Origin of the sequence: Pseudomonas sp. 22515 (assembly GCF_052044625.1) — a bacterium.
Classification (GTDB): domain Bacteria; phylum Pseudomonadota; class Gammaproteobacteria; order Pseudomonadales; family Pseudomonadaceae; genus Aquipseudomonas; species Aquipseudomonas alloputida.
Genome location: NZ_JBQENN010000047.1, coordinates 1 through 17,720, shown reverse-complemented (window position 1 = coordinate 17,720; position 17,720 = coordinate 1). Strand labels below are relative to the sequence as shown.

General features: G+C 62.2%; 21 protein-coding genes. 9 read left to right on the top strand and 12 right to left on the bottom strand.

Annotated features, from left to right (window positions below):
- Positions 1-2: 2 nt before the first annotated feature.
- The 5 genes from ACTJJN_RS26195 to ACTJJN_RS26175 all read left to right on the top strand — a co-directional run bounded on the left by ACTJJN_RS26195 (position 3) and on the right by ACTJJN_RS26175 (position 2,183).
- The gene (locus ACTJJN_RS26195) at positions 3-182 is read left to right on the top strand and encodes a hypothetical protein (RefSeq protein WP_440781750.1); all 180 of its coding nucleotides are present in this window, start codon (positions 3-5) and stop codon (positions 180-182) included.
- A gap of 198 nt (positions 183-380) precedes the next feature.
- A complete protein-coding gene (locus ACTJJN_RS26190; RefSeq protein WP_003250099.1) occupies positions 381-785 on the top strand; it encodes a TraR/DksA family transcriptional regulator in 405 nt (134 codons plus the stop codon).
- Positions 786-962: 177 nt separating this feature from the next.
- The gene (locus ACTJJN_RS26185) at positions 963-1,157 is read left to right on the top strand and encodes a hypothetical protein (protein ID WP_003250100.1); all 195 of its coding nucleotides are present in this window, start codon (positions 963-965) and stop codon (positions 1,155-1,157) included.
- Between the two features lie 346 nt (positions 1,158-1,503).
- Positions 1,504-1,974 carry a hypothetical protein gene (locus ACTJJN_RS26180; RefSeq protein WP_014591718.1) on the top strand — a complete coding sequence of 157 codons (471 nt, stop codon included), beginning with the start codon at positions 1,504-1,506 and terminating at the stop codon, positions 1,972-1,974.
- Positions 1,971-2,183 carry a hypothetical protein gene (locus ACTJJN_RS26175; protein ID WP_012053103.1) on the top strand — a complete coding sequence of 71 codons (213 nt, stop codon included), beginning with the start codon at positions 1,971-1,973 and terminating at the stop codon, positions 2,181-2,183. The genes ACTJJN_RS26180 and ACTJJN_RS26175 overlap by 4 nt, the downstream gene beginning before the upstream one ends.
- 12 nt (positions 2,184-2,195) lie before the next feature.
- On the opposite strand, the gene ACTJJN_RS26170 is transcribed toward ACTJJN_RS26175, so the two are convergent.
- The 7 genes from ACTJJN_RS26170 to ACTJJN_RS26140 all read right to left on the bottom strand — a co-directional run bounded on the left by ACTJJN_RS26170 (position 2,196) and on the right by ACTJJN_RS26140 (position 9,354).
- Positions 2,196-2,561 carry a Na+/H+ antiporter subunit G gene (locus ACTJJN_RS26170; protein WP_221101186.1) on the bottom strand — a complete coding sequence of 122 codons (366 nt, stop codon included), beginning with the start codon at positions 2,559-2,561 and terminating at the stop codon, positions 2,196-2,198.
- On the bottom strand, positions 2,558-2,836 hold the full coding sequence (locus ACTJJN_RS26165; RefSeq protein ID WP_010953203.1) for a K+/H+ antiporter subunit F: 279 nt from the start codon (positions 2,834-2,836) through the stop codon (positions 2,558-2,560). Before ACTJJN_RS26165 ends, ACTJJN_RS26170 begins: the two co-directional genes overlap by 4 nt.
- Positions 2,833-3,321, bottom strand: coding sequence for a Na+/H+ antiporter subunit E (locus ACTJJN_RS26160; RefSeq protein ID WP_221101185.1), 489 nt, complete (start codon positions 3,319-3,321; stop codon positions 2,833-2,835). Before ACTJJN_RS26160 ends, ACTJJN_RS26165 begins: the two co-directional genes overlap by 4 nt.
- Complete coding sequence (locus ACTJJN_RS26155; protein WP_440781748.1) at positions 3,318-4,997, bottom strand: monovalent cation/H+ antiporter subunit D; 1,680 nt, start codon at positions 4,995-4,997, stop codon at positions 3,318-3,320. Before ACTJJN_RS26155 ends, ACTJJN_RS26160 begins: the two co-directional genes overlap by 4 nt.
- Positions 4,994-5,338, bottom strand: a complete 345-nt coding sequence (locus ACTJJN_RS26150; protein WP_003250128.1) for a Na+/H+ antiporter subunit C — start codon at positions 5,336-5,338, stop codon at positions 4,994-4,996. The genes ACTJJN_RS26155 and ACTJJN_RS26150 overlap by 4 nt, the downstream gene beginning before the upstream one ends.
- Positions 5,338-8,253: a monovalent cation/H+ antiporter subunit A gene (locus tag ACTJJN_RS26145; RefSeq protein ID WP_104887323.1), complete on the bottom strand. Its 2,916-nt coding sequence runs from the start codon at positions 8,251-8,253 to the stop codon at positions 5,338-5,340. Before ACTJJN_RS26145 ends, ACTJJN_RS26150 begins: the two co-directional genes overlap by 1 nt.
- 150 nt (positions 8,254-8,403) lie before the next feature.
- Positions 8,404-9,354: a DMT family transporter gene (locus tag ACTJJN_RS26140; RefSeq protein WP_017147785.1), complete on the bottom strand. Its 951-nt coding sequence runs from the start codon at positions 9,352-9,354 to the stop codon at positions 8,404-8,406.
- 84 nt (positions 9,355-9,438) lie between these two features.
- On the opposite strand from ACTJJN_RS26140, the gene ACTJJN_RS26135 reads away from it, so the two are divergent.
- Positions 9,439-10,002: a helix-turn-helix domain-containing protein gene (locus tag ACTJJN_RS26135; protein WP_029611767.1), complete on the top strand. Its 564-nt coding sequence runs from the start codon at positions 9,439-9,441 to the stop codon at positions 10,000-10,002.
- 48 nt (positions 10,003-10,050) lie between these two features.
- Here the strand turns inward: ACTJJN_RS26135 and ACTJJN_RS26130 are convergent, their stop codons facing one another.
- Positions 10,051-10,599 (bottom strand): cysteine hydrolase family protein, encoded by a 549-nt coding sequence (locus ACTJJN_RS26130; protein WP_440781746.1) that lies wholly within the window; start codon positions 10,597-10,599, stop codon positions 10,051-10,053.
- 82 nt (positions 10,600-10,681) lie between these two features.
- Between ACTJJN_RS26130 and ACTJJN_RS26125 the strand changes: the two genes are divergently transcribed.
- Together ACTJJN_RS26125 and ACTJJN_RS26120 are read left to right on the top strand one after the other, a co-directional pair.
- Positions 10,682-11,674 (top strand): GlxA family transcriptional regulator, encoded by a 993-nt coding sequence (locus ACTJJN_RS26125; protein ID WP_012053097.1) that lies wholly within the window; start codon positions 10,682-10,684, stop codon positions 11,672-11,674.
- 81 nt (positions 11,675-11,755) lie between these two features.
- On the top strand, positions 11,756-12,136 hold the full coding sequence (locus ACTJJN_RS26120) for an antibiotic biosynthesis monooxygenase (protein WP_014753863.1): 381 nt from the start codon (positions 11,756-11,758) through the stop codon (positions 12,134-12,136).
- Here ACTJJN_RS26120 and ACTJJN_RS26115 read toward each other — a convergent pair.
- A complete protein-coding gene (locus ACTJJN_RS26115) occupies positions 12,115-12,885 on the bottom strand; it encodes an alpha/beta hydrolase family protein (RefSeq protein ID WP_012053095.1) in 771 nt (256 codons plus the stop codon). The genes ACTJJN_RS26120 and ACTJJN_RS26115 overlap by 22 nt on opposite strands.
- Positions 12,869-13,987 carry a DUF3182 family protein gene (locus tag ACTJJN_RS26110; RefSeq protein ID WP_440781744.1) on the bottom strand — a complete coding sequence of 373 codons (1,119 nt, stop codon included), beginning with the start codon at positions 13,985-13,987 and terminating at the stop codon, positions 12,869-12,871. Before ACTJJN_RS26110 ends, ACTJJN_RS26115 begins: the two co-directional genes overlap by 17 nt.
- Before the next feature lie 220 nt (positions 13,988-14,207).
- On the opposite strand from ACTJJN_RS26110, the gene ACTJJN_RS26105 reads away from it, so the two are divergent.
- The gene (locus ACTJJN_RS26105; RefSeq protein WP_440781743.1) at positions 14,208-16,016 is read left to right on the top strand and encodes an aminopeptidase P family protein; all 1,809 of its coding nucleotides are present in this window, start codon (positions 14,208-14,210) and stop codon (positions 16,014-16,016) included.
- Between the two features lie 39 nt (positions 16,017-16,055).
- On the opposite strand, the gene ACTJJN_RS26100 is transcribed toward ACTJJN_RS26105, so the two are convergent.
- A complete protein-coding gene (locus tag ACTJJN_RS26100; RefSeq protein WP_012053092.1) occupies positions 16,056-16,337 on the bottom strand; it encodes a hypothetical protein in 282 nt (93 codons plus the stop codon).
- Positions 16,338-16,529: 192 nt separating this feature from the next.
- Positions 16,530-17,417: a threonine/homoserine exporter RhtA gene (gene rhtA / locus ACTJJN_RS26095; protein WP_012053090.1), complete on the bottom strand. Its 888-nt coding sequence runs from the start codon at positions 17,415-17,417 to the stop codon at positions 16,530-16,532.
- Positions 17,418-17,720: the final 303 nt, after the last annotated feature.

Here is a 17,720-nt window from a genome sequence, read left to right as displayed (position 1 = left end):
CCATGCCCGTCACCTGCCTCCGCAAGGCCTGCGTTCGGCCTCCTGAAGTCGCGAAGATCAAGATCAAGATCAAGATCAACGGCAACAGCAACAGCAACAGCAACAGCAACAGCAACAGCAACAGCAACAGCAGGCGGAGGGGCACTGCCAGAATCTCAGTTTACTGCTGGCCCAGCAGCTGAGCTGGGGTGCCGACCGGCGGATTGTGAGCAGTGGAAGCAAATTCGCACCCATTTGCAGTTGCTCCACGCGGCGTGGCGCCTTAGACTGCCGCCCCCTGTAAAAGAGTGCCGGTTGGCGCTTGAAGAATTCCGCTGGCGATGCATAGGCATCGACGGCACATGAATCGCCCAAATGCACATTTTTTCATAGAGAAATCGATGACCAAGGAACAGTTGCTGGCCATGTCGGCCGATGACTACATGAACGCCGACCAGCTTGCCTTCTTTACTGAGCTGCTGCAGGCGATGAAAGTCGAAACCCATGAACGCATCGAACTCAGCCGCACCACCATCGAAGGCCTGGACACCCCGTCAGACCCCGCCGACGTGGCTTCGGTCGAAGAAGAACGTAGCTGGCTGGTAAATGCCATCGACCGCGACCAGCGCCTGCTGCCACAGCTGGAAATGGCCCTGGACCGTATTGCCGACGAAAGCTTCGGCTGGTGCGATGACAGTGGTGAGCCCATCGGCCTGAAGCGCTTGCTGATCAGCCCGACCACCAAATACTGCATCGAAGCCCAGGAGCGCCACGAGCAGCTCGACCGCCACCAGCGTCAGGTATAACCCCGCGCGTGGTGCAAGCCCCTCGAAGCAATTCCTGGGGCTTTTTGCGTTTCTTGTCGATACCGTTTTTGTTACGCCTTACGAAACACTGATGTACCGGGATGCGCTGTTTCCGCGTCACTGTCGGGCGTATCATAGCTTTATCGTTAGGGTGCTAATTAAATTCCGGAGGGAATGATGAATAGCCGAGTCGATGTGGCTGTGATGATAGGGTCGGGTGTGCCGGCCACCTTGCAGGCGCTGGGCAAGCGCATTTGCTGGGTCGTGCTGGTCAATGGCGAGCGCCGCGGCACCGCCTTCGCCACGCGCGAAGAAGCGCTTGAGTGTCAGGCTGCCTGGCAACTGCAACTGAAGAAAGGCCTGGCTGCCTGAAAATGTTTATTGCCTCTCGACGGGTTTCGGTGTTTTCGGGCATATTTGTCCTACAGTAATGCGCACATGGATGCTAGGGCTTGTCTTCTTGCAGGCTCACGCCATTGGTTGCGATTTCTGGCGAGTGATTTCAGGCATCACGCTTCCCAAGCCGGGAATGAGCCAAACGCCTTCGGTTGAGGGCGAGTCTGGCAAACCAGAGTAAAGATTCCTGCACGCTGCATCGTCAGCGAGCACAGACATTTCGCATATCGCTTTATTACTCTTTTTGCCTATCGATAAGAAATGGCCGTGCCTCCCCGAGCTTGGGGTGAGGGCGGGTTGTAACCGGTTGAGGATTACTTCATTGGCAGTCAGCACACTTGATACGCATGCGTTGTTCGCCCTGGGCGACTTGCGCGGTAAATTGGCCCAACTGTTTCAGGGCCGCTTCATCTATGTCACCGAACAGAGTCCTGAAGGCCTGTACATGGCCGAAATCGACACCGAGAGTGCACTGGTGGTCGATGACAAGCAGCGCCTAGAACTGAAAGTCGGCGACCACTTTCGTGCTGCCGTTTTGCCCAGCCGCGAAGGTGGCAAGCTGGAAATGCGCTTTCGCGACATCAAGTTGAATGTGTATGGCGTGGGCGACTACGCCTTCGTTTCTGTGCCGGAAGGCGAGGGCATCGTGTTTCGTGAAGGCCATGGCGTGATGCTGGTATTCGCCGCGCAGCAGCAAGTGCAGGAAGGCCTGGGCAAGTTGCTTAAAGCAGTGACTGGCAAGGTCGCCAAATGGCGCAAGGGTGAACTGACCACCTTCAAGGCCAGTGAATGACCGACAGTCACGACGCACCAGCCTCGCGGGCCGAGTTTCATCGGCAGCACCAGGCAGATGCCGTGGCTGAGGCAGAACGTTTGCTGGCCGGACGTGAAAAGCTGCAGGGCGCCTGGTTGAGCTGGGTGGCGGCTGAGCTCTATCGCCTCAGCCCGCCGCCATATGCCGCCATGGTCCGGCGCGAGTTGCAGCGCCTCAGCCAAGGTTGAGACGGCAAACCTTCAATTGCCACGGTCTCGGCCGCTGCTGACCTCTTCAGGCACCGGCTCTTTCGACATGCGTTTGCGAAACAGCGCCGCCCGCGCCAGCAACAGCGTGGTTATCGGCACGGTGATCGACAGCAGGATCGGAATCAGCCACGCGTGTAGCACAGGGGTGCCCTTGAGCCACGAAAAGTAGATGATCGAGGCCAGCGCAACGCACCAGGCGCCAAGGGTCGAGGCCAGCGCTGGCGGGTGCATGCGCTGGAAGTAGTCCTTCAGGCGTACCAGGCCTATAGCACCGACCAGCGCGAACAGGCTGCCGGTGAGCAGTAGCGCGGCGGTGACCAGCTCCAGCCAGAAGGGCAGTACCAGGGCTTCGCTCATTCGATCACCTCACCGCGCAGCAGAAACTTGGCCAAGGCAAACGAGCCGACGAAACCAAACAGTGCAATCAGCAGGGCACCTTCGAAGTAGGTGTCACTGGCATAACGGATGCCCAGCACCAGCATGGTGAGCATCGCCAGGATGTACAGGTAGTCCAGGGCCAGCACGCGGTCTTGGGCGGACGGGCCACGGAACAGCCGGATCAGCGCCAGGCTCATGGCCAGGGCGAAGATGAACAGGCTGGCGAGGACGGCATTGGCGAGCAGGCCTGTCATTGGAAAATCTCCATAAGCGGGCGTTCGTAAGTGTCCTTGAAGTGCTGTATGAAGGCCGCTTCATCGTCCAGCTCAAACACATGCAGCAACAGCACACTGCGGTCCAGTGCCAGTTCGGACCAGACTGTGCCAGGCACCACCGTGGTGATCATCGACAGCGCTGCCAGCCCGTGGGGGTCACGCAGTGCCAATGGTATGTGAACGAACGCAGAGCGTGGCGGCTGCTTGCCGGCCCGCAGCACACCACGGGCCACCAGCAGGTTGGAGCTGATCACATCGATACCGACCCGGCCAATCAGGCGGGCGATGGCCAGGGGGCGCCGTACGTGTGCATGCTGCGGGCGCAGGGGCGCCATCAACAGTGGCGCCAGTATGCCAAGTGCGGCGCCCAGCAGCAGGTTGCCAGGGCTGACCGAGAGGTTCAGCAGCAGCCACAGGCCGAACAGCGAGACCGATAGCAGTGGGGCGGGGAACAGTCGGTTCATGGCTGCACCTGTGCGTCGCGCGAGGTGGGGCCAGGAATCGGCCGGGCGGCCATCACAGCGTCGATATAGGCATCGGGGGCCTGCAGGCTGGCGGCAGTGTCCTGGGTGTAGCGCAGCAACGGCTCGGCCTTGAGGCTGAGGATGAGGCACAGGCCGAGCAGGATGACAATGGGCAGGCATTCATAGCGCCGCAGGACCGGGGACGGACGCTCTTCGGGCTTCCAGAAACGCTGGATGCCGACGCGGCCGAAGGCGATCAGCGAGGCCATGCCGGATAGGATCAGCAACACCACCAGGCCCCAGCCGGCGGCACTCAGGGGCTGCTCGGCCGGTACGCCGAGGCCCAGTGGATTGAACAGCGCACTGATCAGGTTGAGCTTGCCGACAAAGCCCGACAGCGGCGGCATGCCGATGATCAGTAGTGCACAGGCGATGAAGCTGAGGCCGAGGAAGGCCATGGTCCACGGGATGATCTGGCCGATTACCACCTGCTGTTCATCGTCGAGGTTGATGCCCTTGGGCGGGTGCAGCGATTCCAGTGGCGGCGGCATGGCGTCTTCTTCTTCGTCCAGCGGCGCTTCATTGGCCGAGCGCGAGCGTTCGACCAGTTCGGCGAGCAGGAACAGTGCGCACAGCGCAAGGGTCGAGTTGACCAGATAGAACAGCGCCGCGCCGGTCAGAGCCGCCTGGGCAAAACCCACCGCACCCAGCAGCGTGCCGGCCGAGACCAGGATACTGAGTGCCGCCATACGCTCCAGGCGCTGTGCCGCCAGGATTGATACCGCTGCCACCGCCAGGGTAACCAGGCCGCCGTAAACCAGCCATTCGCCGCCGAAATGTGCCGAGGCCCCGGCCTGCCCGGAGAACAGTAACGTCCACAGGCGCAGCACGGCGTACAGGCCGACTTTGGTCATGATGGCGAACAGTGCAGCCACCGGCGCGCTGGCAGACGCGTAAGCTGGCACCAGCCAGAAGTTCAGCGGCCAGATACCGGCCTTGACCAGGAAGGCCATGGCCAGGATTGCCGCGCCGGCATGCAGCAGGCCACGGTCGGCCTCCGGTACCAGTGGAATCTTAAGCGCCAGGTCCGCCATGTTCAGGGTGCCGGTCACGCCATACAGCATCGCTGCGCCGATCAGGAACAGCGACGAGGCGAACAGGTTGATAGCGATGTAGTGCAGGCCGGCGCGCACCCGCGCACGCCCCGAACCATGTAGCAGCAGGCCATAGGAGGCGGCCAGCAGCACTTCGAAGAAGACGAACAGGTTGAACAGGTCGGCGGTGAGGAAGGCGCCGTACAGCCCCATCAGCTGGATCTGGAACAGCGCATGGAAGCTGGCCCCTGCACCGTCCCAGCGGGCACGGGCAAATAGCAGTGCGCTGAAACCGATGACCCCGGTCAGGGTCAGCAAGAGCGCGGACAGGTGGTCCACCACCAGCACGATGCCAAACGGCGCTGGCCAGTTGCCCGGCAGGTACACGCCGATCGACGCTGCCTGGCCCTGGGTGCGCACCCACAGCAGCAGACAGACCGCGATCAACAGGCCGGAGAAGGTAGACAGCAGGTTCAGCCTGGCCTTGATGTGCCTGTGCTTTTCACCCAGCAGCAACATCATCGCCGCCGTAATCAGCGGCAGCAGGATGGGGGCGACAATCAGTTGACTGATATCACTCATTCGTCACGCTCCCGGCCGTCCACGTGGTCGGTACCGGTCAGGCCGCGCGAGGCCAGCAGCACCACCAGGAACAGCGCGGTCATGGCGAAACTGATGACGATGGCGGTGAGCACCAGTGCCTGTGGCAGCGGGTCGGTGTAATGCAACAGGTCCTGGGTAACACCATCCTTGATGATTGGCTCCTTGCCGATGAACAGGCTGCCCATGCTGAAGATGAACAGGTTGACCCCGTAAGAAAGCAGGCACAGGCCCATGATCACCTGGTAGGTACGCGGGCGCAGGATCAGCCACACTCCGGAGGCAGCCAGCACGCCGATGGCGACTGCAATCACTTCTTCCATCAGGCGGCTCCTGCTTGGCTGGTTTTTGCCGGGTTGCCCGGGCGGTAGGCGCGCACCGACTGGTGCGCCAGGGCCGTGAGGATCAGCAGGGTCGAGCCGACCACGACGGTGTATACGCCAATATCGAAGAACAGCGCGCTGGCCACGTGCACATCACCCAGCAACGGCAGGTGCAAGTGGGCGGTATGGGTGGTGAGGAACGGGTAACCCAGCAGCATGGCGCCGACGCCGGTCAGGGTCGCGCACAGCAGCCCGGTACCCATCCAGCGCAGCGGCCGCAGGCTCATCTGTGCCTCGACCCACTGGGTGCCGGCCACCATGTACTGGAGGATGAACGCCACCGACATGACCAAGCCAGCGACAAACCCGCCACCGGGCTGGTTGTGCCCGCGCATGAACAGGTACATCGACACCAGCAAGGCGATCGGCAGCAGCAGGCGCACCAGCGCTGCCGGTACCATCATGAAGCCCAGCGCGGTATCGGTGGCATGCCGCGGGTTGATCAGGTCGGTGACTACGTCCGGCGCCAATTGGCGTTGTTGCGCCGGCAGCTGCATGCTCTCTTTTGGAGGACGGAAGCGCCGTAGCAGGGCGAACACCGTCAGTGCCACAGCCACCAACACGGTGATTTCACCGAGGGTATCGAAGCCGCGGAAGTCGACCAGCATGACATTGACCACATTGGTGCCGCCGCCCTGAGGCAACGCACGGCTCAAATAGAACGAGGAAATGTCGTTGGGCGTGGGTCGGGTCAGCATGGCGTACGACAGCACGGCCATGCCGCCACCCACCAGCACGGCCAGCAGCAAGTCGCGCAGGCGGCGCATGCGCGCGCGCTCCAGGCTACCCGGCAGCGGCGACACGCCTTCGATACGCCGTGGCAGCCAGCGCAGGCCGAGCAGGATCAGAACGGTGGTGACCACTTCCACCACCAACTGGGTCAGTGCCAGGTCGGGCGCAGAGAACCAGACGAAGGTGATGCAGGTCATCAGGCCGCAGACGCTGACCATGATCAGTGCCGCCAGGCGGTGGTACTTGGCCTGGTAGGCGGCGCCGATGGCGCAGGCAATGGCGATCAGCCACAGGGCGACGAATACACCGGAACCCGGAATCTTCGGGCGATCACCCCAGCTCAGGCCGCTATTGAGCATCGGCGTGAGGCCCGCGAGGAACGCGGCGAATACCAGCATGAACAGCTGCGACTGCAGCCGCCGGGTGGTGAACAGGCGTTCGATGCGACGCGCCAGCAACATCAGGTGAACCTGGCCGTGCTCGAACAGCCGCTTGCCATTGAAGCGCTCGATCACGGGCGGGTAGGGGAAGCGACCCAGGCGCAGTTGTTTGCGCAGCAACAGGTACAGGACGATGCCGCCGCTCATGGCGACCAGGCTCATGATCATCGGCGCGTTCCAGCCATGCCAGATGGCCAGGCTGTATTCCGGCAGGGTGCCGCCAACCACCGGCAGGGCCGCAGCGGCCAACAGGGGGCCGACCGACTGTGTGGGGAAGATGCCCACGACCAGGCACGTGAGCACCAGCAGTTCCACCGGAGCACGCATCCAGCGTGGCGGCTCGTGCGGGGTATGGGGCAGGTCCTGGGCCGTCGGCCCGAAGAACACATCGACGGTAAAGCGCAGGGCATACGCCACGCTGAAGGTGCCGGCCAGGGTGGCGATCACCGGCAGCGTGGCCTCGACCCAGGCGGTGGAGCTGATGAATACCGTTTCGGCGAAGAACATTTCCTTCGACAGGAAGCCGTTCATCAGCGGCACGCCGGCCATCGAGGCGCTGGCGACCATGGCCAGGGTCGCGGTGTAGGGCACCAGGCGGATCAGGCCGCTGAGGCGGCGAATGTCACGGGTGCCGCTCTCGTGGTCGATGATGCCGGCGGCCATGAACAGCGAGGCCTTGAAGGTGGCATGGTTGAGAATGTGGAATACCGCGGCGACGGCAGCCAGCGGGCTGTTAAGGCCCAGCAGCAGGGTAATCAGGCCCAGGTGGCTGATGGTCGAATAGGCCAGCAGGCCCTTGAGGTCATTTTGGAACATGGCGGCGAAAGCGCCGAGCAGCAGGGTGAGGGCGCCGGCACCGCCGACGATCCAGAACCACTCCTCGCTACCGGAGAGTACCGGCCACAGGCGTGCCAGCAGGAACACCCCGGCCTTGACCATGGTGGCCGAGTGCAAATAGGCCGACACCGGTGTGGGCGCTGCCATGGCGTGGGGCAGCCAGAACTGGAAGGGAAACTGTGCGCTCTTGGTCAGGGCGCCGATGAGTATCAGGGGCAGCAGCACCGGGTAAAGCGCATGCTGGCGGATGGTATGCCCGGCAGCCAGGACCTTGTCCAGGTCATAGCTGCCGACCACATGGCCGAGCAGCAGGGCCCCTACCAGCAGGCACAAGCCGCCTGCACCGGTTACCATCAGCGCCATGTAGGCGCCGCGACGGGCGTCGGCGCGGTGGTGCCAGTAGCCGATCAGCAGGAAGGAGAACAGGCTGGTCAGTTCCCAGAAGAACACCAGTTGGATCAGGTTGCCGGAGATGACCAGGCCGAGCATGGCGCCCATGAAGGCCAGGAAGAACGCGAAGAAGCGTGGTACCGGGTCTTGCGGTGACATGTAGTAGCGCGCATACAGCGATACCAGCGTGCCAATGCCCAGTACCAGCAACGAGAACAGCCAGGCAAAGCCGTCCATGCGCAACACCAGGTTCAGCCCCAGGCTGGGTAACCACAGGAACTCTTCGCGAATGACGCCACCATGGGCAATCTGAGGGTACAGAAGTGCTACCTGGACGGTGCCGACCAGGGCTACGAGCCCGGCAAGAATGGACTCGGCGTTACGTGCGTTGTGCGGCAGCACAGCTGCCAGGCAACTGCCCACGAACGGCAGAAGCAATAGCACTATCAAGGACATAGCGGCCTATTCTGGAGAAGTTTGCAAAGAATCATACGTGCCGAGGTGTTTATCACCAACACGCAAGCTGTCGCAGAATCCTACAAACCGGCTGTGACAAGCGGTTTTTTTATAACAGTTTTTTACAAAGAATAGCCGCTGTTGACTGTTTTACAGCCCCGCCTGGCCTTCGCCAGGGTTCTGCACATCACGTGTTTCGACGGTTTCGAGAGGGCGCCGCACCTTGAGTTCACTGACCACCACGGCAACCACGATCAGCAGGCCGCCGAGTAGCGCCACGCCAGGCAGGCGCTCGCCAGCCAGACGCCCGACGATGCCGGCCCACACCGGTTCACCGGCATAGATGAGTGTGGCGCGGGTAGGCGAGACCGACTTCTGTGCCCAGTTCATTGCCACTTGGATCACCGCACTCATTGCGCCCAGGCCCACTGCGCTGGCAAGCAACAGCCAGGAGAAGTCGGGGAGGCGCTCCTGGGTCGGCACGATCATGAGAAACGCCAGCAGCGATGCGGTCGCAAGTTGTACCACCGTAACCCGGCGCACATCGACCTGACCGGCGTAGCGGCTGATCAGAATGATTTCACCGGCGATGGCCACGGCGCTGATCAGGGTGACCAGTTCGCCCTCGCTGAAACGCAGGCTGCCGCCTTCCGGCCCGGCCAGCAGCATCAGGCCGATGAATGCCAGGCAGATACCCATGCTGGGCATCAGGCCAGGCCGCCGCCCCAGCACCAGCCACTGCAGCAGCGGCACGAACGGGACGTACAGCGCAGTGATGAACGCTGACTGGCTGCTGCTGATGGTTTGCAGGCCCATGGTCTGCAGGCCATAGCCGAGCATGATCGACACGCCGATCAGCATGCCGGCCTTCAGTTCGGTGAAGGTCAGGCCGGGCAGCGCTCGCGCCGAGACCACACCAACGAACAGCGCGGCTGCCGCAAAACGCAGGCCGACGAAGAACATCGGGCCGCTGACGGTCATTACGTTATGCACCAACAGGAAAGTGCCGCCCCACAACATGGTGATGAATACCAGCACCAGTTCGGCCTTGCTCAGGCGGAAGGTGACGGCAGGGGTAGGCTTGCTGCTGGGCTGATTCATGGTCTTGCACACTCGGAAAGGGCGGCGCACAATCGCCGCAAAAGTGGGCAGTATACTGCGCAATCTTGACCAGTGAGCAATATAGTGCACAAGGATTCTTCGCACCGGGCATCGGTGCTGCAACATGTCAGCCTCAATGTGCGCAGTCTGCGCAACGCCGCCGGCTTGAGTCAGGCGGCGCTGGCCGAGCGTTCAGGGGTCAGCCGGCGCATGCTGGTCGCGATCGAGGCGGGCGAGAAGAATGTCAGCCTGACCACATTGGACCTGATTGCCGAAGCCTTGGGCGTGGCTTTCAGTAACCTGATCCAGGCGCCAGACCTGCGCGACCCCGGGCGCATTGAAGAGCTGGCGTGGGCTGGCGAACACCCGCAGAGCCGAGCGGTGTTGCTGGGCACCAGCCCGGCAAGGCGCGAGGTGGAACTTTGGGAATGGACCCTGGCACCGGGGGAGTGCTATCACAGTGAGGCCGATGCCGAAGGCTGGAGCGAGCAGATTTATGTGGTCGATGGGCAGCTGACGCTGATCATCGAAGAGGTCGAGCATCGCTTGCAGGTGGGGCAGTTCCATGTGTTCCCCAGCAACTGCCGGTATGCCTACCGTAACGATGGCGTGGTGGCTGTTCGGTTTGTGCGCAATGTGGCGATTTGAGGCTGCAGGCTTTGGGGCTGCTGTGCAGCCCCAAAGGTCTCAAGCCGATCAGCTTTTCAGCAGCTCGTCGGTCTTCACCACATTGGCATAGGCAAACGCCAACGCCGCCATCGCCGAATCGTGCACATGAGCCGCCGGCACCTGCTTGCCGTCGAACGCCAGGGGCAGGGTTGCGCAGGCATCGTGCGCCACAGTCACTTGATAGCCCAGGTCGGCTGCAGCCCGGGTGGCGGCGTCAATGCACATGTGGCTCATGCTGCCGACGATGGTCAGCGCCTCGACGCCATGCCGGTCCAGCGTGTGCTCTAGATCGGTATCGAGGAAGGCGTTGACCTTGTGCTTGAGCACCACCGGCTCGCTCGGCAATGGCTCGACCTTGGCGTGGATGGCCGCACCCTGCGAGCCGGGGGCAAAGAAGGGTGCATCGGCAGTGTCGAACTCATGCCGTACATGGACCACCAGGTCGCCGCGCTGGCGTGCGGCTGCCAGCAGGCGGGCGGCGTTGTCGGCCGCCTGGTCGGCGCCATCGAGGGGCCACTTGCCGCCCGGGAAGTAGTCGTTCTGGATGTCGATGATGATCAGTGCCTGCTTGCTCATGCTGCCTCCTGTGGCAGTAGTCGTCGAGAGACGTTAGTTATAGGCTGTGTTCACTCACCTGAGGATTGGCGCGAACGACACTATGCGGGCAAAAACTGACACCGGCGCTAACCTGGATATCGGCTTGCTGCTATACCCCGGCGTGCAGCGCGCCGCTGTGCATGGCCTGGCCGACCTGTTCCTGGTGGCCAACCGGGTTGCGGCCGAGCTGGGGGCCGTCGAGCTGCCGCACATTCGCGTCAGTTGCTGGCAGGCAGATGAGGCGGGGCAGTTGTTGCCTGCGCCGGATAACTCAGCTGTCACCGTGCCGGGCCTGCGCGTCCTGATCATTCCGCCAAGCCTGGAGTCAGCTCCGCAAGCCGAGTTGCTCGAACGTCATCGCGCGCCGCTGTGCCTGCTGCACGGGCGTGGTACGGTGCTGGCGTCGGTATGCATCGGTGTATTTTTCATTGCCGCCAGCGGTTTGCTCGATGGGCGCCCGGCCTGCACGCACTGGAATTATGTGCATGCGCTTGCCCAGCGCTTCCCCAGGGTGCGGGTAGAGGCCCAGCAGCCGTTGCTGGATGACGGCGACATCGTGACCTCGGCAGGGTTGATGGCCTGGACGGACCTCGGCTTGCGCTTGCTGGAGCGCTTTTTGGGGGCGACGGTGGCTCAGGAGACCGCTCGCTATCTGGCCGTCGATCCGGTCGCGGCGCCGCTGCCCGGCGCTGTGTTCAACCCGCGCCTGGACCACGGCGACGAGGCCGTGTTGAAGGTGCAGCACTGGTTGCAGGGCAATGGCGGGCAGGATGCTGACCTGGCCACGATGGCTGCCTGCGCGGGGCTGGAGGCGCGCACTTTCTTGCGGCGCTTTCGTGCCGCTACCGGGCTGCGCCCGACCGAGTATTGCCAGCAGGTGAGGGTGGGGCGTGCATGCCGCTTGCTGGAGTTTACCCGGCGCACCGTCGAACAGATCGCGTGGGGTGTCGGCTATCAGGATCCGGGCGCCTTTCGCAAGGTATTCCAGCGTGTCACTGGCCTTACCCCGAGTGAATATCGGCGGCGGTTTGCGGTATCCGGCCAGGCGCTATAGAAACCACTTGACCTTGACTTTGCTTGAGGTTTTACCCTGCTCGGCATCGCGCTGCATGCGTACGTAGCCAGGAGACTGTCGATGTTGGCATCACCTCATGCCTTGTGGTTTACCCAGATGATCGAATACGAAGTGCCCAGTATGTGCCAGCAAGCGTTGGCTCAGGCCCTGGTGGCGCGTAGTGAAGCGTTGGCTGCGCGTTGCGAAGGGCTGCAGGGTGTGAGCATCCAGGCCAGCGACGATGGCAGCCGGGTGTTGCAGTACTTGCAATGGCAGTCACGCCAGGCCTGGGCGGCGGCGGCCGTGCACTTCATCGAGGAATCCTTTCTTGACCTGCTGGGCCAGCATCAGGCACGCGGCGTCAACTTCGCCGCCTACCAGGCCCTGCGCAGCCTGGTGCGCGGCGACGATGGCGTCCTGCATTGCCAGGTGGGCGGTCCTCAGGCATACCAAGGTGCGTAGTGCGGGTAGCGATCCAGGCGGGCACCTATGACCATTTCGCTGATCCATGCCGCCAGGAGCGAGCTGTACGCTTTCTGGCTCTCTTCGCTGGACAGTGCGTGGTCGGCGCCGTCGACGATGCGATGGGTGAGCGAGTGGGCGTTGACGAACGCCGAGCGGTAGTTCATCAAGGTACTGTGCGGCACGTAGTCATCCTGCTCTGACTCAACCAGCAGCACATCCCCGCCGAATTCGGCGCACGCGGCCAGCGCGCGGTTGTCGGCCGGGCCCAGGTGGCGTTGGCGATAGGCATTCAGGCGTTGACGGTCAAGGGTTTGCTTCGGGGTGCCCCATTCGTCATCCCAGTACATGGCAGGTACCCGCAGGGCCAGCCATCTGACCGGCCGTTCGCGGGTCAGCAGAGTCGCCAGGTAACCGCCATAGCTGCTGCCGATAATGGCGATGGCGCTGCTGTCGACAGCCGGGTGGCTGACCAGTCGATCGTAAGCCACCAGCAAGTCCTGCAGGTTTTGTTCACGGGTGACCGTGAGGCGTTGGCTTTCGGTCTTTTCGTGACCGCGCAGGTCGAAGGTCATGCACACGCATCCCAATCCGGTGATATGCCGGGCGCGGGCCAGGTCACGTTGCTGGCTGCCGCCCCAGCCGTGTACGAAGAGAATGCCCGGCATTTTGGTGCCCGGGCTGACCAAGGTGCCGGCGATGCGGTCATTCTCGACCTGCAGTTCAACGGTTTCACTCTGAATGGCCATGTTCGCGAATCCGCGCAAATTTACTGAGTTGTCCGAGTTCACTGTCGTTTCCTTGGTAAAAGAGGGTGGCGTCAGTGGGCAGGTCGGGGTTGCCGAATACTTCGTGGGTGGAGGCACGCACCCGTTGCAATGCGGGGTCATCGGCAAATGCCTGCAGGGCCAACAGTTCGGCAGTGCTGGCACCACCCAGGCGCCAGGATTGTTCGAGCACCCCGCTGCACAGATGGCCCGAAGGGCTGGTGCCGCGGGCGATGTCATAGTTGCGACGAGAGGCGACAAAGCCCGGGAAGTGTTGCTCGGCGGCTTGTTCGTAAACCATGGCCTGGTTGATGGCAAGGCGCAGGTGGTCTTCCAGTGGGAGCTGTAGCAACGCCTGATAGTCGCCACGTACCACCACCAGGTCAGAACCGCCGTAGACCTCGATGCCCTGATGGTCACGTGTCAGTTGCTGGGTGCCATAGTAGCTGCTGGTCAAGCCGGCGACGCGCACCTGGCCGACGCTGAAGGTTTGCACCTGGCTCAGGTCTTCTTCGAGCACCAGGCCCCACAGCGCCAACGTTTGGTCATCCATACCGGCCAGCAGAGGCTCCAGGGCGTCTGCAGTGGTGATGACCTGTTGCCCACGTCCTGCGCAAGCCAGTACCGGTTTGACCCTCAGCGGGCCGTCGAGCAGCAGCAACTGTGCGGCAGTGCGAGCGTCGGCTTTGCTGAACACGGTGTAGCCGCGCAGCAGGGCATCGCTGGCCTGTCGGGCAAAGGCGTCGGTCCAGCCCGGCGGGAAGCTGGCCTCGGCGGGTAACGGGTGAGAGATCGCCTTGGTTGCCATGTAGGGGTGCGGCACCATGCCGCCAAATAGGTCCTGTTCGCTGCAAATACCCAAGGCGGCATATCGCCTGGGGTCGATCAGGGTCTCGGTTGGCAGATAATAGTAGGCATCGGCAGCATCTGGCGGCCGCATGGGCTGTATAAGTGGGCAGCCCAGCAAACGTGCCAGGCCTTCGGCAAGCTTGAGATGAACGCCGTGCTCGTGTTCCGGCGTGTGGTCGCGGGTGTCAAGCAACACCACGCCGGCTTTCGGTTCGATGGCACTGGGCATGGTCATTTGCCTGTGTGCAATGAGTGTACTGTGTGTGAAGCCGGTGTCTTGGGTAAGTTCAGGGGAACTTGATCGGTGGTCCTGGTCCTGTTGTAGGAAGCGTCCTATTGGCACAGGGCGTGGTGGGCAATGCATGCCGTATCTTGGTCGTCGCGATTGCAGCGCCTTGGTGGCTGTTCCATTATCGGCCTATTGGATCAACCGTTATGAAGTCGCAGGAGAGCGCATGAACGTCCAGACCACCCTTGAGCAAAGCGTGCCGCAGCGACTGGTGCACGTGCGCCAAGCCATGGCGGCAGCGGGCATCGATGCCTTGCTGGTACCTTCGGCCGACCCCCATCTTTCCGAATACCTGCCCGGTTACTGGCAGGGGCGCCAGTGGCTTTCGGGGTTCCAGGGCTCGGTCGGCACGCTGGTGGTGACGCCTGGGTTTGCCGGGCTGTGGGTCGATAGCCGCTACTGGGAGCAGGCAGCTCAGGAGCTGGAGGGCAGCGGCATCGAACTGATGAAACTGTTGCCGGGTAAACCCGGAGCGTTGGAATGGTTGGCCGAAAACGTCGAGCCCAACGGTCGCGTGGCAGTGGATGGTGCGGTCATGGCCCTGGCTTCGGCGCGCCAGCTGGCCGAGCGGCTGAAGGCGCGTGGAGCGCAGTTGGTGACTGACATGGACCTGCTGGGTCAGGTCTGGGACGGGCGCCCGGCGCTGCCAGGTAACCCGGTGTACCAGCACCTGCCGCCCCACGCCACGGTGAGCCGGGCGGATAAGCTCGCGCAATTGCGCCAGGGCATCCTGGCCAAGGGGGCCGACTGGCACTTCATCGCTACCCTGGATGACATTGCCTGGCTATTCAACCTGCGCGGCAGCGATGTCTCTTACAATCCGGTTTTCCTGGCCTTTGCCCTGATCAATCAGCAGCAGGCCATCCTGTTCGTGGGCCAGGACAAGGTGGGCGCGCACCTGCGTCATGTGCTGGAGGTCGACGGCATCGAGGTGCGCGACTACAGCGAAGCAGGCAAGGCGCTTGGCACCGTTCCTGCGGGGGCGCGGCTGCTGGTGGACCCGGCCCGGGTCACCTGCGGCCTGCTGGACAACCTGGCGGCAGAGGTGGTGGTTGTCGAGGGGCTCAACCCCACCACGCTGAGCAAGTCCTGTAAAAGTGACGACGACCTGGTGCATATTCGCCAGGTCATGGAGCAGGACGGCGCAGCCTTGTGCGAGTTTTTCGCCTGGTTCGAGGCGAACCTCGGCCGGGAGGCCATTACGGAGCTGACGGTTGACGAGCAATTGAGTGCCGCGCGTGCTCGACGCCCTGATTTCGTGTCGCTGAGCTTTTCTACCATTGCCGCCTTCAATGGCAATGGCGCGATGCCACACTACCGTGCCACCGAGCAGTCGCATGCGCTCATCGAGGGTAATGGCTTGCTCCTGATCGACTCGGGCGGTCAATACCTGGGCGGCACTACCGACATCACCCGCATGGTGCCGGTCGGTAACCCCAGTCTGGCACAGAAGCAGGACTGCACCCGTGTACTCAAGGGCATGATTGCCCTGTCGCGTGCCACGTTCCCGCGAGGGGTACTGTCGCCGATGCTCGACGCCATTGCCCGGGCGCCGATCTGGGCTGACCAGGTCGACTATGGCCATGGTACCGGCCACGGGGTGGGCTACTTCATGAACGTGCACGAGGGGCCTCAAGTAATCGCCTACCAGGCGGCACCCGCACCGCAGACGGCCATGCAAGCGGGCATGATCAGCTCGATCGAGCCGGGTACGTACCGCCCGGGGCAGTGGGGCGTTCGCATCGAGAACCTGGTGGTCAACCGCGAAGCGGGGAGGAGTGCCTTTGGTGACTTCCTGCAATTCGAGACCTTGACGCTGTGCCCTATCGACACCCGCTGTCTGTTGCCCGAGTTGCTGACCAAGGAAGAGGTGGAGTGGCTGAACGGCTATCACGCCCGCGTACGTGAGCGCCTGGCGCCCTTGCTCAAAGGGGATGCGCGAGCCTGGTTGGAGGTGCGTACTGCACCGCTGTAACGCAGATGAAAAAGGGCAGTTTACGAGCTGCCCTTTACTCTATTTACAGATGACAATCATGCTACGGCTGGTGTAACCCGCCGGGTTGATGCCAAACAAGTAGTCACCGGCTTCTTCATCGCTATCGCCCGAGCGCGCAACAACCCGGTAGCCACGCGTGCTGCAGGAACTTGCGGCCTTGCTGTAGCAATTGTCCCACGAGGAAGAAAGGCCGGAGCAATTGATATGCAGGCCCTTCTTGCCCCTTTTGACCTCGGTCTTGGCTGTGGCGGCACATCCAGCAATAGCCAAGATGGCCAGGATGAGAAAAATTTGTTTCATTCCTGTCCTTAAATGCAGGGCAAATCAGTTGTCACGACCCTGTCGTTGTCGCTTCGGTTCTTCCTGAACCTTCCCCCAGCGTCCGTGTTCGGCCCAGTAGATAGCGTAAAGATGATGATTCTGTGACAGCTTAATCAGCGAGGCGGGCTGCTACAATCACTAATCCTTTCTCAAATGAAAATATTTCTCATATCAGTCTGCTGCGATGGCCGGGCTGGGTGCCTTGCGCATGGACAGGGTGGTGCCGACCGAGGCGGTAATGATTGCCAGAATCGCCAGCCATTGAGTAAGCGTCAGCACCTCGCCGAGGAAAAGCAGGCCGGACAATGCCCCAAATGCCGGTTCGATGCTCATCAGGGTGCCGAACGTGCGCGCCGGGATTCGCGTGAGGGCAACCATTTCCAGGCTGTATGGCAGGGCGGTGGACAGTATTGCAACGGCCAACGCCATGGGGATTACGGCAGGTGTGAGCAGAGCGCTACCGGCGTGGGCGATACCGATGGGGGCGACGAACAGGGCCGCGACTACCACCCCCAGGGCTGCGCTCTGGATGCCGTGTTCGGCCCCTGCACGTTGTCCGAACAGGATGTACAGCGCCCAGCACACACCCGCCCCCAGCGCATAGGCGGCGCCCACTGGGTCGAGTGCCTGGCCGCTGTGACCTGCTGGCAGCAACAGCAGCAGCCCAGCGATGGCGAGGGCAATCCACAGGAAATCGATCGGTCGGCGCGAGGAGAAGATCGCCACGGCCAACGGGCCGGTGAATTCCAGGGCCACGGCGATACCGATGGGTACCGTTTGCAGGGCCATATAGAAGAGGAAGTTCATGCCGCCCAGTGCCATGCCGTAGATGACCACGTTGCGCAACGTGTTGGCGGTCATGCGTACCCGCCACGGGCGCAATATAAGCAGCATGATGATGCTGGCAAAGATCAGGCGCAGGGTGGTGGTGCCTTGTGCGCCGATGATGGGGAACATGCTTTTGGCCAGAGAGGCGCCGGACTGAATCGATGCCATGGCGATAAGCAGTAGGCCGATCGGGAAGAGGGTGGCGGCCAGGCTGCGGGGCTGGGTGTTCATTTAGGTGCGGCAATCCTTTGGCGAGGGAGGTGGTGAGCAATATAGTGCGCAATTGGTGGGGTGGGTGGTAGCCCTCAAATGGCTTTGCCAGAAATATTTCAAATCATTGAAATTAAAGGTTGACCTTCTCGATGGCCTCCCTATAATGCGCACCACTCCAACGCGGTAGCGAAGCAAAGCTAGCCACTGTGTTGAGTCAAGTGCTTGAAGCTAAACGAGTTTTTCGCAAAAAACTTCAAAATAAACGCTTGACAGGCTCTGAGGAAAGCGTAGAATGCGCGCCTCGGTTGAGACGAAAAGCTC

Coding starts and splice junctions, on each gene's coding strand:
- ACTJJN_RS26195 (WP_440781750.1), top strand. CDS start 3: ATGCCCGTCACCTGCCTCCGCAAGGCCTGCGTTCGGCCTCCTGAAGTC.
- ACTJJN_RS26190 (WP_003250099.1), top strand. CDS start 381: ATGACCAAGGAACAGTTGCTGGCCATGTCGGCCGATGACTACATGAAC.
- ACTJJN_RS26185 (WP_003250100.1), top strand. CDS start 963: ATGAATAGCCGAGTCGATGTGGCTGTGATGATAGGGTCGGGTGTGCCG.
- ACTJJN_RS26175 (WP_012053103.1), top strand. CDS start 1,971: ATGACCGACAGTCACGACGCACCAGCCTCGCGGGCCGAGTTTCATCGG.
- ACTJJN_RS26170 (WP_221101186.1), bottom strand. CDS start 2,561: ATGAGCGAAGCCCTGGTACTGCCCTTCTGGCTGGAGCTGGTCACCGCC.
- ACTJJN_RS26165 (WP_010953203.1), bottom strand. CDS start 2,836: ATGACAGGCCTGCTCGCCAATGCCGTCCTCGCCAGCCTGTTCATCTTC.
- ACTJJN_RS26160 (WP_221101185.1), bottom strand. CDS start 3,321: ATGAACCGACTGTTCCCCGCCCCACTGCTATCGGTCTCGCTGTTCGGC.
- ACTJJN_RS26155 (WP_440781748.1), bottom strand. CDS start 4,997: ATGAGTGATATCAGTCAACTGATTGTCGCCCCCATCCTGCTGCCGCTG.
- ACTJJN_RS26150 (WP_003250128.1), bottom strand. CDS start 5,338: ATGGAAGAAGTGATTGCAGTCGCCATCGGCGTGCTGGCTGCCTCCGGA.
- ACTJJN_RS26145 (WP_104887323.1), bottom strand. CDS start 8,253: ATGTCCTTGATAGTGCTATTGCTTCTGCCGTTCGTGGGCAGTTGCCTG.
- ACTJJN_RS26140 (WP_017147785.1), bottom strand. CDS start 9,354: ATGAATCAGCCCAGCAGCAAGCCTACCCCTGCCGTCACCTTCCGCCTG.
- ACTJJN_RS26130 (WP_440781746.1), bottom strand. CDS start 10,599: ATGAGCAAGCAGGCACTGATCATCATCGACATCCAGAACGACTACTTC.
- ACTJJN_RS26125 (WP_012053097.1), top strand. CDS start 10,682: ATGCGGGCAAAAACTGACACCGGCGCTAACCTGGATATCGGCTTGCTG.
- ACTJJN_RS26120 (WP_014753863.1), top strand. CDS start 11,756: ATGTTGGCATCACCTCATGCCTTGTGGTTTACCCAGATGATCGAATAC.
- ACTJJN_RS26115 (WP_012053095.1), bottom strand. CDS start 12,885: ATGGCCATTCAGAGTGAAACCGTTGAACTGCAGGTCGAGAATGACCGC.
- ACTJJN_RS26110 (WP_440781744.1), bottom strand. CDS start 13,987: ATGACCATGCCCAGTGCCATCGAACCGAAAGCCGGCGTGGTGTTGCTT.
- ACTJJN_RS26105 (WP_440781743.1), top strand. CDS start 14,208: ATGAACGTCCAGACCACCCTTGAGCAAAGCGTGCCGCAGCGACTGGTG.
- ACTJJN_RS26100 (WP_012053092.1), bottom strand. CDS start 16,337: ATGAAACAAATTTTTCTCATCCTGGCCATCTTGGCTATTGCTGGATGT.
- rhtA (WP_012053090.1), bottom strand. CDS start 17,417: ATGAACACCCAGCCCCGCAGCCTGGCCGCCACCCTCTTCCCGATCGGC.